This is a genomic window from Vannielia sp. SX4 (genome assembly GCF_052828525.1).
This window is the reverse complement of record NZ_CM128247.1, coordinates 2,018,074-2,030,108: the sequence shown is the minus strand read 5'-3', so window position 1 is coordinate 2,030,108 and position 12,035 is coordinate 2,018,074. Positions and strand designations below refer to the sequence as shown.

Below are 12,035 nucleotides of genomic sequence, written 5' to 3'. Positions count from 1 at the left end.
CCAATTCCCTGCGCCCACCCGTCGCAGGGAGTTGACCGGAACCGCCGCCCCGCCCCCGCATTGACCTGCAACATTGACTCCCCGCCCCCAAGGCGCACCCTGATCAGACCCGCCCCCGAACCCGGCACCAGTGAAAGGCCCCGCGTGAGGATCGCCAGCTACAACATCCGCAAGGCCGTCGGCCTCGACTGGCGCCGCGACCCCGCCCGCATCCTCACTGTACTGGAGGAGATCGACGCCGATGTCGTGCTGCTCCAAGAGGCCGACAAGCGCTTCGGCACCCGCGCGGGCGTGCTTCCCGCCGAGGCTCTGGGCGACATGGGCTACCGCTTCGCGCCGGTCAACCTGCGCCACGCAAGCCACGGCTGGCACGGCAACGCCATCCTCACCCGGCTCCGCGCCGAGCGGCCCCAGCGCGTCTACCTGCCCTCGCTGGAGCCGCGCGGCGCGGTCTCGGCCCGCGTCGGCGGGGTGACGGTCGTGGGCGTCCACCTCGGGCTGACACCGCGCACCCGCACCCGCCAGATCTCCACGCTCGAGGAGAAGTTCCCCGAAGGCCCCGTGGTGATCGGCGGCGATTTCAACATGTGGCGCAAGCGCGGCGAAGGCTCCGACCACTTCCGCCTCATCGCCCCCGGCCCCAGCTTCCACGCCTCCCGCCCCACCGCCCCGCTCGACCGTTTCGCGCTGAAGGGGGTGCGCCATGCCTCCGCCCATGTGCACCGCTCCCCCGCCGCCGCCCGCGCCTCCGATCACCTCCCCGTGGTGCTCGAACTGGAGGTGGAGAGCTGATGCTGCTCACCGCGCTGGTCATCCTCCACGGGCTGATCGTCACCGCCTTTACCCTGCGCATCCTGCTGCGCGATGATCTCTCGCCGCCCGCCCGCATGGCATGGTTCGTCGTCATCGCCGCCCTGCCCTACCTCGGCAGCGCCGCCTACTTTCTCTTCGGCGAGGTCGATATCGGGCACGAGGCCCGGCGCCGCGACGGATACATCTTCGCCCAGCTCCACGAATGGCTCCGCGCCCACCCCGTGGCCGATGCCACTGCCAGCCTGCCCGCACACATCCGCCCCGCCTTTCGCACCGCCGCCGCGATCAACGGCTTCACCACCGCCAGCGGCAACACGGCCACCCTGCTGGCCGATGGCGCCGAAAGCCGCGAAGCCCTGCTGGCCGATATCGACGCCGCCACCTCCCACGTCCACGTGATGTTTTATATCTGGCTGGAGGATGAAACCGGCACAGCCCTCGCCCGCGCCCTGATCCGCGCCGCCCGGCGCGGCGTGGTGGTCCGCGCCATGGCAGATGCACTCGGCTCCCGCGCCATGCTCCGCTCCAAACTCTGGCAGGAGATGGGCATCGCCGGGGTCCACACCGCCACCGCGCTCCCGCTCGACAACCCGCTGCGCACCCTGCTCACCGCCCGGATCGACCTGCGCAACCACCGCAAGATCGTGGTGATCGACGGCGCGGTCACATGGTGCGGCTCCGGCAACGCCGCCGATCCGGCCTTCCGCCCCAAGCGCCGCTTCGCGCCCTGGGTCGATATCATGCTCCGCTTCACCGGCCCCGTCGTCACCCAGAAGGCCCTGCTCTTCGCCGCCGACTGGATGGCCGCCACCGGCGCGCCCCTCACCCAACTCGCCATCGCCCCCGCCCCTGCGCGCGCGCCAGCCCGCGCCGTGCTCGCCGGAGGCGCGGAGGCAACAACCGAGCCAGAGCCTGCCCTCGGCTTCGCCGCCGTGGCCATGGGCGATGGCCCCACCACCCGGCCCGGCGCCATGCCGCAGGTCTTCGCCACCCTGCTCGCTGCCGCCCAGACCCGCGTGACCATCACCACCCCCTACTTCGTCCCCGATGCCACCCTGCTCTCCGCCCTCTCCGCCGCCGCCTGCCGCGGGGTCGAGACCACCCTCGTCTTCCCCCGCCGGAACGACAGCCTGATCGTCCGCGCCGCCTCCCGCAGCTACTACCGCCAGCTTCTGGAGGCCGGCTGCCGGATCTTCGAATTCGAAGGCGGGCTGCTCCACGCCAAGACCCTCACGCTCGATGGCACCATCGCCCTCATCGGCTCCTCCAACCTCGACCTGCGCAGCTTCGATCTGAACTACGAAAACAACATCCTGCTGCACGACGAGGCCCTGACCGGACAAATCGCCGAGCGGCAGGCCACCTACCTCGCCAACTCCCGCGAAGTCACGCTCGCCACCGTCGCCGCATGGCCCTTCCCCCAGCGCATCTGGCAGAACACCATCGCCACCATCGGCCCCATCCTGTAGCTTCCGGCTCGCCCGGGCGCGCAACCGCCCAAAGTACCGCCACCCCCATTGCACCCCCGTCCTCGCTACATTATTGTTACGTTATAACATATCTAAAAAACCCAAAGCGAGTCCCATGCCCGATCCCCGCCTCCCCGTCACCGTCCTCTCCGGCTTTCTCGGCGCGGGCAAAACCACCCTGCTCAACGCCGTGCTCTCCAACCGAGAGGGCCTGCGCGTGGCGGTCATCGTCAACGATATGTCCGATGTGAACATAGACGCCGACCTCATCCGCGATGGCGGCGCCAACCTCTCCCACACCGATGAAACCCTGGTCGAAATGACCAATGGCTGCATCTGCTGCACCTTGCGCGACGACCTGCTCACCGAGGTCCGCCGCCTCGCCGAGATGAACCGCTTCGATTACCTGCTGATCGAAAGCTCCGGCATCTCCGAGCCGCTGCCCGTCGCCACCACCTTCGAGTTCCGCGACGAGGCCGGCGCCAGCCTCTCCGATGTCGCCCGGCTCGACACGATGGTCACCGTGGTCGACACCGCCAACCTGCTGCGCGACTACGCCAGCCATGACTTCCTGCGCGACCGGGGCGAGAGCCTCGGCCCGGAAGACGAGCGCACCCTCGTCGACCTGCTGGTCGAACAGATCGAATTTGCCGATGTGGTGGTGCTCAACAAGGTCACCGCCGCAGGCGAAGATGCCCGCCTTGCCGCCCGCCTCATCGTCACCTCCCTCAACCCCGACGCCCGGATCATCGAGGCCGATTACGGCCTCGTCGCCCCCTCCGCGATCCTCGGCACCGGCCTCTTCGATTTCGAAACCGCCCACGAGCACCCGCTTTGGGCCAAGGAGCTCTACGGCTTCGCCGACCACGTGCCGGAGACCGAGGAATACGGCGTCAGCTCTTTCACCTACCGCGCCCGCGCCCCCTTCCACCCCGAGAAGATCCACGCCGTGCTGAACGGCCCACTGCCCGGCGTGATCCGCGCCAAGGGGCATTTCTGGATGGCCACGCGCCCGGATTGGCTGGCCGAGTTCTCGCTCGCCGGGGCGCTCTCCTCGGTCCGGCCGATGGGCCGCTGGTGGGCCTCGGTGCCGCAAGAGCGCTGGCCCGCCCACCCCGAAGCCCGCCGCTACATCGACCACCACTGGCAGGAGCCCTTCGGCGACCGGCGGCAGGAGCTGGTCTTCATCGGCGCGGGGCTCGACGAGGCCGGCATCACCGCCCGCCTGAACGCCGCCCTCATGCCCATGGCCCACGGCCTGAACGAGACATGGAGCACCCTGCCCGATCCGTTCCCCGGCTGGCGCATGGCCCAGCCCGAGCCGGCATGACCCGTCGCAACGCCGCCAGCGCCCTGCCCCGCCGCCGCCGGGCAGGCGCCAACCCCATGCGCGATTATGATCGCCTGCCACCTGGCCTCCGCCTTTGGCTCGCCGGGGCGGCCCTGCCGTGGTCAGCCCGCGCCGTCCACCGCGCCTTCCGCGCCGCGCTCGCCCGATCCGGCGGCTGCCCCGTGGCCGCCCTCGCCACGCTCGACCGGATCGAGGCCCGCCTCCTCGCCCGCGACGCGCCCCGCATCTGGGGCACCGGCCACCCCGCAGCGGCCCCTTCCGGCGGCACGGGCGGGCGGGAGGCGTGGCGCTCGGTGGGTTAACTTAACCAACGCCCCGAATATCGCGTATGCATAGGATGTGCATCAGTTGTGCATCAGCGTTTATTGGGGTTAACGCGGTTTGCCGCCAATTCCCTGCCCCACCGCGCGCTGCGGCAACTCTGCCGCGCCCCTGCCCTTGCCGGGCGGCCCCCTTTCTCCTATGTAAACACTCAGGAACAGCACCCCCCAAGGACCATCATGCCCGAAGACACGCCCCCCCTCGAAGGCACCCCGCTGATCAAGCCCTCGTCGACCGATCACCCTCTGCACGAGTCCGTGGTCGAGGCCTGCCGTTCGGTCTATGACCCTGAAATTCCAGTCAATATCTACGATCTGGGCCTTGTCTACACGATCGAGATCAACCCCGAGAACGAGGTGAACGTCATCATGTCGCTCACCGCGCCGGGCTGCCCCGTGGCGGGCGAGATGCCGGGTTGGCTGGCCGATGCCATCGAACCCATCCCCGGCGTGAAGCAGGTCGAGGTCGAGATCACCTGGGAGCCGCCCTGGGGCATGGAGATGATGAGCGACGAAGCCCGCCTTGAGCTGGGATTCATGTAACGCTCGCAAGGGCTTGCGCGTTTTTACCTGACTGTCACCTGCCCGTTTTGCAGCCGTCACACGGCGACCCTTTCTTGCGCCCATCGCAAACCAAGGAGTCGCAAAAATGCGCCGCACCCCCCTTCTCGCTCTTCTCGCCCTCGGCACCGCCGCCCCGGCCCTCGCCGAGGCCCCGCTCTCCGGCTACGGCCCCCGCCCGGCCTACCTGATCGGCAAGCTGCCCGAGGGTGAACTGAAGACCAAGCTGCAAAGCTGCCTCGGCCAACCGATGGAAAAGACAGAGTTTTCCATCGCCCACCGCGGCGCGCCGATGATGTTCCCCGAGCACACCGCCGAGAGCTACATCGCCGGGGCCTCCCAGGGCGCTGGCGTCGGTGAGTGCGACGTGACCTTCACCAAAGACAAGGAGCTGGTCTGCCGCCACGCGCAGAACGACCTGCACACCACCACCAACATCCTCGTGAGCGCTCTCGCCGCCACCTGCACCACCCCCTTCAGCCCCGCCGCGGGCGAGGACAAGGCCGCTGCCGAGTGCCGCACCTCCGAGATTTCCCTGAGCGAATTCAAGGACCTGATGCCCAAGATGGACAGCGCCGACAGCGCCGCCACCACTGCTGAAGAGTATCAGGGCGGCATCGCTGGCTGGCGCACCGCGCTTTACGTGCAGGAGCCCACGATCCTCGCCCACGCCGAGTCCATCGCGCTGTTCAAGGATCTCGGCGTCAAGATGACCCCCGAGCTGAAATCGCCCTCCGTCGAGATGCCCTTCGACGGTTTCACCCAGGCCGATTACGCCCAGAAGATGATCGACGAATACAAGGCCGCCGGCGTGCCCGCGTCCGACGTGTTCCCGCAGAGCTTCAACCTCGAAGACGTGCTCTACTGGATTGAGAATGAACCAGACTTCGGCGCGCAGGCGGTCTTCCTCGTGGAGCCGGACGACAGCTTTGACGAACAGAACCCCGAGACCTGGAAACAGGATTTCACCGAGCTCGCCGCACAGGGCGTGAAGTATCTCGCCCCCTCGATGAACATGCTGGTGACGCCTGAAAACGGCACCTACGCCGCCTCCGAATACGCCAAGCAGGCCAAGGCGGCGGGCCTCAACCTCATCACGTGGTCGCTCGAGCGCTCCGGCCCCCTCGCCTCCGGCGGCGGCTGGTACTACAACTCCACCACCGAGATCACCGACAACGACGGCGACATCTACGAACTGGTGGATACGCTGGCGCAAGACGTTGAAGTCACCGGCATTTTCTCCGATTGGCCCGCCACTGTGACCTTCTACGCCAACTGCATGGGCCTCTGAGCCCTTCCGGCAACGGGCGCTCCGCTTCCGGCGGGGCGCCCCCTTGAGCCGCCGCCCCTCCCGGCCTACATATGGGCCAAAGGAGCACTCCCATGTTCGGCATTCCCGGCAAGCAAGCCGTCACCATCACCCCCCGCGCCGTGGCGGAAATCGCCAAGCTGATGGCGCGTGACGGCCATGAAGGCCTGCGCATCGGCGTCAAGAAAGGCGGCTGCGCGGGTATGGAATACACGATGGAATATGCCGACACCGTCGATGAGCACGACGAGGTGGTCGAGCAGGACGGCGCCCGGGTGATGATCGCCCCGATGGCCCAGATGTTCCTCTTCGGCACCGAGATCGACTATGAGACCTCGCTGCTCGAGTCCGGCTTCAAGTTCAACAACCCCAACGTGACCGAGGCCTGCGGCTGCGGCGAGTCCATCAAGTTCGCAAACCAGTGAACGGGCCGGTAAACCGCGCTTGACCCTGCCTGCGTGCAGGCTCACCCTCGCCCCATGTTCCTGCCCTTCTTCCAGACCCTCCGGGCCGCTGGCGTGCCCGTCACCCTCCGCGAGCATCTGGGCTTTCTCGATGCGGTCTCGGCCGGGCTGACCACCTATGACATCGAGGCCTTCTACTACCTCGCCCGCACCTGTCTGGTGAAGGACGAGCGGCATCTCGACCGCTTCGACCAAGCGTTCTCCCACGCCTTCAAAGGGCTGGAGAGCATCCCGCTCGAAGCCGTTCTGGAGGCGGTGGACCTGCCCGAGGATTGGCTCCGCAAGCAGGCCGAAAAGCACCTCTCGCCCGAGGAGATGGCCGAGATCGAGGCGATGGGCGGCTTCGAGAAGCTGATGGAAACCCTCCGCGAGCGCCTCAAGGAGCAGGAAGGTCGCCACCAGGGCGGCAACAAGTGGATCGGCACCGCAGGCACCTCCCCCTTCGGCGCCTATGGCTACAACCCCGAGGGCGTGCGGATCGGGCAGGAGAAGTCCCGCCACCAACGCGCCGTGAAGGTCTGGGACAAGCGCGAGTTCCGCAACCTCGATGACACGGTCGAGCTGGGCACCCGCAACATCAAGGTGGCCCTCAAGCGCCTCCGCCAATGGGCACGCGACGGCGCCCATGAAGAGCTGGATCTCGACGGCACCATCCGCGCCACCGCCGAGCACGGCCACCTCGATGTCAAAACCCGCCCCGAGCGCCGCAACGCCGTGAAGGTGCTGCTCTTCCTCGATGTCGGCGGCTCGATGGACCCGCATATCAAGGTGGTCGAAGAGCTCTTCTCCGCCGCCCGCGCCGAGTTCAAGCACCTCGAATATTACTATTTCCACAACTGCCTCTACGAAGGTGTCTGGCGCGACAACCGCCGCCGCTGGTCCGAGCAGACGCCCACGTGGGAGGTGCTCAACACCTACGGGCCGGATTACCGCGCCATCTTCGTCGGCGATGCCTCCATGTCGCCCTACGAGGTCGCCTACCCTGGCGGCGCCAACGAGCACTGGAACGAGGAGGCGGGCAGCACATGGCTCGCCCGCGCGCGCCAGCAATGGCCGCAAAACCTCTGGATCAACCCGGTGCCCGAACGCCACTGGGGCTACACTCAATCCATCGCCATGATCCGCGAGATCTTCGAGGATCGCATGGTGCCGATGACGCTGGAGGGCCTGACCGCCGGGATGAAGGGCCTCACCAAGTGACGGCCCTGCTGCGCCGTCACCCCATTCTCGTCACCTGTTTCGCGCTGGCCCTCGCCGCCACCCTCTTCTTCGGCATCCGTACCGTGCAGCGCACCCTCTACTGGATGGACCCGGCCCATCAGGCGCAGGCACTGGAGCCGTGGATGACCCCGCGCTACATCGCCCACAGCTGGCTGCTCGACGGGCGCGAACTCTCCGAGCACCTCGGCGTGCCGCCCAAGCCCAAGGAGCGCCCCACGCTCGAAACCATCGCCGAAAAACGCGGCGTCCCGCTGGAGCAGGTGATGGACGAGGCTCGCGCCTTCATCGAGGCCAACGCCAAGCGCGCGCCGCAGTCTCCGCCCGCGGCACCCGGCGACGGCGCACCAGAGGCTCCGCCCGGCGAATGACCGACTGGCTCTTCCAGCTCCTCGCCGCCTACGGCGTGCCGATCCTCGCCTGCGTCACCTTCGCCTCCTGCCTCTGCGTGCCGGTCCCCTCCTCGCTGCTGATGATCACCGGCGGGGCCTTCACCGCCACTGGCGATCTCACCCTCGCCTCGGTCGCCCTCGGGGCCTTTGCCGGGGCCGTGTTGGGCGATCAGGCGGGCTACCAACTGGGCCGCAGCAGCGGCCAGTGGATCGACGAGAAAATGGCCCACCGCTCCAAACGCCAACAGCTCTTCACCCGCGCCCGCGAGTTCACCCTAAACCGCGGCGGTCCCGGCATCTTCCTCACCTGCTGGCTCTTCGCCCCGCTCGGACCCTACGCCAACCTCGCCGCTGGCGCGAGCCGGATGAACTGGCTCACCTTCACCATCTGGGGCCTCGCCGGAGAGGTGGTCTGGGTCGGCCTCTACGTCGGCCTCGGCCGCGTCTTTGCCGAGAACATCGAACTCGGCGCACAGGTCGCCTCGCAGGCCCTCGGCTTCCTCGCCGCCCTCGGCCTCACCATCTTCCTCGGCGTCTGGCTCCTGCGCGTCATCCGCCGCCAGAACAGCAGTGAAGACTAGCGCGCGACTGCCCCGTTTTCCTGCTATCCAAACGCATGGGGACCAACGGCCCACGGCGCTTTGCCCGCATAAGGACGGCAGGGATCACCCCCGCGCCGCCACCCCGCGCAGCGCGTGCTCCAGCTCGCCCCACGCCGTCCCGGCCATCGAGCGGAAGGTGTAAAGCGCAAACCCCGCGCCCGTCCGCACCAGCGCCAGCGGCATGTGCCCCAAAAGGCTCCGTGCCACCGCGCCCTCGGCCATTGCCTCAAGCTCCAGCGGCACCAGCCTCGCCAGCACCTCCGCCGCGCCCGCGCCCTCCAGCGCAAAGCCCACCCAAGCGTCGGACTGGTCCACCACTGCCGCGCCCTTCACCCGGCCCGGTTCGGCACCAATGAGCATCGCCTGCCCCGCGCCCCACCAGCAGAGCCGCGCCACCCCCTTGGCCGCGCTCTCGCCCGGCGCCGGAAAGCCCATGCCCCCGAGCGTCACCTTGGCCCCGCCCAGCGGCAGCACCGCGAACATCGGGCGCGGTTCCAGCACCGAGAGTTGAACGTTCCCGGCCTCCACCGCCTCGCGCACCAAGGGCGCCGCAGCCTTCAGGCTGGGTGAGCCCCAGTCCCCCTCGCCCTCCACCGGCCCGCGCATCCGCGTGCCTTCAGGGTCAAAGAACACCGGGTCGCAGACCTCCACCACCGCCCGCACATCGCGCAGGTGGTCAACAAAGCTCATCCGCTCGCCATGCCGCGCCCGGCCGTCTTTCACAAACCCCAACGCCAGCCCGCTCTCCAGCGTGGGCGACCAGCAGGCCGAGGTGGTGTAGCCCTGCGCGTTCACCCGCGTGGCCTCCGCGCCCTCGTCAAATAGGAACGCCCCCGCGCTCAGCGCCTTCACAGCGCCCACCGCCCGCAGGCCCACCAACTGCTCACGATGCGGCCCGTCCGCCAGCCCCTCTCGCTGGCTCATCACCTTGCCGATGCAATCCTTCGACGGGCTGACCATGCCGCCCAGCCCCACATCGCCCGCCGTCACCCTTCCGTGTATCTCCGCATGGGTCACAAAGCCTTTCTCGATCCGCAGGACGTTGAGCGCCTCCATCCCGTAGGCCCCGCCGCCCTCTGCCTCCGCCGCCGCCACCAGCGCCGCCCAGAGCGCCGCGCCGTATCGCGCGGGCACCGCAAGCTCCCAACCCGCCTCGCCCGAAAAACTGATCCGAAAGAGCCGCCCCGCGACCCCCGCCACATCCACCGCCGCGCAGCCCATGAACGGCAGGTCAGGCACCTCCTGCACCACCGCGCCCAGCACCGCCCGCGCCCGTGGCCCGGCCACGGCAAACTGCGCCCAGTTCTCGGTGACCGAGATTGCCTGCACATCCAGCTCCGGCGCCAGCACCTGCGCGGCAAAGTCGACATGCCGCATCACCGGCCCCGCCGCGCCCGTGGTGGTGGTCACGAGGTAATGCTCGGCCCCAAGCCGCGCCACGGTGCCATCGTCCATCACGTGGCCATCCTCGCGCAGCATCAGCCCGTAGCGCACCCGGCCCTCCTTCAGGCCCGACATCTTGCCAGTATAGAGCAGGTCCAGCAGCGCCGCCGCCCCCGGCCCCTGCACGTCGATCTTGCCGAGCGTCGACACATCACACACGCCCACGGCCTCGCGCACCATCCGCACCTCGCGGTCGCAGGCTTCGCGCCACGTGCTCTCGCCGTCACGCGGAAAATACGAGGCCCGATACCACAGCCCCGCCTCCACCATCGGCGCGCCCGCCTCCACGGTGGCCGCATGGCTCGTGGTCTCGCGCACCGGCGCAAACCCCTTGCCGCGCCCGCCTGCGCCCATCGCGCCAATGCTTACCGGCGCAAAGGGCGGGCGATGGGTGGTCAGCCCGGTCTCCGCCAGCGTCCGCCCCGTGGCCTCAGCCAGCACCGCCATCGCCGCCTCGCCCGAAACGCGGCCCTGATCGGGCGCCATGCCCTGCGTGGTGTAACGCTTGGTATGCTCGGCCCGCGCAAAGCCTTCCTGCGCGGCAAGGCGAATGTCCTTCACCGTCACATCATTGCCCATGTCGAGGAAGGCGCGGCCCCTGAGGTCGACGAAATGCGGCGCCGCCTCGCGCGCGCCGTCCTCCGCCTCGGGCACCTCCACGCCGGCGGTCAGCCCCAAGGCCGTGACCGCCGCCTCCGCGCCCGAGCGCAACGCCTCCGCCGTGCCCGCCAGCCCGGCCGCAGCGCCGGCCACCACCATCCCCGGCACCGCCCCATCAGGCGCCAAAAATAGGCCGTCTCTCCACTCCGGCTTCGCACCCAGATGGGTCGCCAGCTGCACCTGCGGCACCCATCCGCCGCAAACCGCCAGCACATCCGCCCCGATCTTCTCGCGCGTGCGCTCCGCCTGCACGGTGACCGATTGCACCCCCATCCGCCCCTGCACCGCCGCCACCTGCGCGCCCGCAAAGAACGGCGCCTCCACGCCCTCCGGCACCTCCGCGCCCGCGCGGCTGTCGATCACCGCCACAGGCGGCAGGCCCACCGCTGCCAGCTCCCGCGCCGTGCGCGCCACGCCCGGACCGCCGCCAAACACAGCCACACGCGGCCCCGCAAGCACGCCCCAGCGGTTGAGGTAGCTGCGCACCGCGCCGCCTGCCATCACCCCGGGCCTGTCGTTGCCCGGAAAAGCCACCATCCGCTCCACCGCGCCGGTCGCCAGCACGCTCGCCCCCGCCACGATCCGCCAGAAGCACGTGGCCGGAAGGTCCGCCCCCGGCTTCGCCAGATGCTCCCCCACCCGCTCGACGGCGGCGAATGTGCCGTGGTCATACACGCCGGTCACACAGGTCCGCGCCATCACCCGCACGTTAGGCATCGCTTCCAACTCCGCCACCACGCTCGCCGCCCGAAGGTGGCCCGGCATGCCGCCCACGTCTTCGCGCTCACCCAGCAGCCGCCCGCCAAAACCGCTCTGCTCGTCGCAAAGGATCACCCGCTTGCCTGCCCGGCCCGCCGCAAGCGCCGCCATCAGCCCGGCCGGCCCGCCGCCGATCACCAGCAGGTCGCAAAAGGCGAAGGCCTTCTCCTGCGGGGTGTCGTCGTGGTCGCGGCTCAAGGCCCCGATCCCCGCCGCCCGCCGGATGAACGGCTCGTAGAGCTTCAGCCAAAGCTTCGGCGGCCACATGAAGGTCTTGTAGTAGAACCCCGCGCCAAGCCACGGGTGCAGCATGTCATTCATGCCCAGCACGTCGAACCCGAGCGAGGGCCAACGGTTCTGGCTCACCGCGCAGAACCCCTCGTAAAGCTCCGCCATCGTCGCCCGCTGGTTCGGCACCGGCCCCCAAGGCCCGCGCACCGTCACCAGCCCGTTCGGCTCCTCCGGCCCGGCGCTGAACAGCCCCCTCGGGCGGTGGTATTTGAACGAACGTGCAATAACCCGCTGGTCATTGGCCAGAAGCGCCGAGGCCAGCGTATCCCCCGGATGTCCATGCATCATCTGCCCGTCGAATGAGAACGGCAGGCTCCGCCCCCGGTCGAGCGCATGTCCGCGCCCCTGAACCCTCATGCCCGGCCCTCGCACATCAGGGAAAC

The 12,035-nt window shown here is 68.9% G+C and carries 11 protein-coding genes; 10 read left to right on the top strand and 1 reads right to left on the bottom strand.

The genetic code is table 11. The features are described from left to right. The first annotated feature begins 144 nt into the window (after window positions 1-144). The 10 genes from ACUXVX_RS09970 to ACUXVX_RS09925 all read left to right on the top strand — a co-directional run bounded on the left by ACUXVX_RS09970 (window position 145) and on the right by ACUXVX_RS09925 (window position 8,478). Window positions 145-792, top strand: a complete 648-nt coding sequence (locus ACUXVX_RS09970; RefSeq protein WP_446311414.1) for an endonuclease/exonuclease/phosphatase family protein — start codon at window positions 145-147, stop codon at window positions 790-792. Further along, window positions 792-2,282, top strand: coding sequence for a cardiolipin synthase (gene cls, locus ACUXVX_RS09965; protein ID WP_446311413.1), 1,491 nt, complete (start codon window positions 792-794; stop codon window positions 2,280-2,282). The genes ACUXVX_RS09970 and cls overlap by 1 nt, the downstream gene beginning before the upstream one ends. A 115-nt stretch (window positions 2,283-2,397) precedes the next feature. Then, window positions 2,398-3,612 carry a GTP-binding protein gene (locus ACUXVX_RS09960; RefSeq protein ID WP_446311412.1) on the top strand — a complete coding sequence of 405 codons (1,215 nt, stop codon included), beginning with the start codon at window positions 2,398-2,400 and terminating at the stop codon, window positions 3,610-3,612. After that, a complete protein-coding gene (locus tag ACUXVX_RS09955) occupies window positions 3,609-3,935 on the top strand; it encodes a DUF6525 family protein (RefSeq protein ID WP_446311411.1) in 327 nt (108 codons plus the stop codon). Before ACUXVX_RS09960 ends, ACUXVX_RS09955 begins: the two co-directional genes overlap by 4 nt. A gap of 198 nt (window positions 3,936-4,133) precedes the next feature. Further along, on the top strand, window positions 4,134-4,496 hold the full coding sequence (locus ACUXVX_RS09950; protein ID WP_222469697.1) for an SUF system Fe-S cluster assembly protein: 363 nt from the start codon (window positions 4,134-4,136) through the stop codon (window positions 4,494-4,496). Between the two features lie 106 nt (window positions 4,497-4,602). Further along, window positions 4,603-5,805: a glycerophosphodiester phosphodiesterase family protein gene (locus ACUXVX_RS09945; RefSeq protein WP_446311410.1), complete on the top strand. Its 1,203-nt coding sequence runs from the start codon at window positions 4,603-4,605 to the stop codon at window positions 5,803-5,805. Between the two features lie 92 nt (window positions 5,806-5,897). Continuing rightward, entirely contained in the window at window positions 5,898-6,248 is a 351-nt protein-coding gene (locus ACUXVX_RS09940) for a HesB/IscA family protein (protein WP_222469700.1), read from the top strand. A 54-nt stretch (window positions 6,249-6,302) separates the two neighbouring features. Further along, window positions 6,303-7,487: a vWA domain-containing protein gene (locus tag ACUXVX_RS09935; protein WP_446311409.1), complete on the top strand. Its 1,185-nt coding sequence runs from the start codon at window positions 6,303-6,305 to the stop codon at window positions 7,485-7,487. Further along, window positions 7,484-7,876 (top strand): hypothetical protein, encoded by a 393-nt coding sequence (locus tag ACUXVX_RS09930; RefSeq protein ID WP_446311408.1) that lies wholly within the window; start codon window positions 7,484-7,486, stop codon window positions 7,874-7,876. Before ACUXVX_RS09935 ends, ACUXVX_RS09930 begins: the two co-directional genes overlap by 4 nt. Then, window positions 7,873-8,478, top strand: coding sequence for a DedA family protein (locus ACUXVX_RS09925; RefSeq protein ID WP_446311407.1), 606 nt, complete (start codon window positions 7,873-7,875; stop codon window positions 8,476-8,478). Before ACUXVX_RS09930 ends, ACUXVX_RS09925 begins: the two co-directional genes overlap by 4 nt. Window positions 8,479-8,562: 84 nt before the next feature. Here ACUXVX_RS09925 and ACUXVX_RS09920 read toward each other — a convergent pair whose 3' ends face one another. After that, entirely contained in the window at window positions 8,563-12,009 is a 3,447-nt protein-coding gene (locus ACUXVX_RS09920; RefSeq protein WP_446311406.1) for a 2Fe-2S iron-sulfur cluster-binding protein, read from the bottom strand. Window positions 12,010-12,035: the final 26 nt, after the last annotated feature.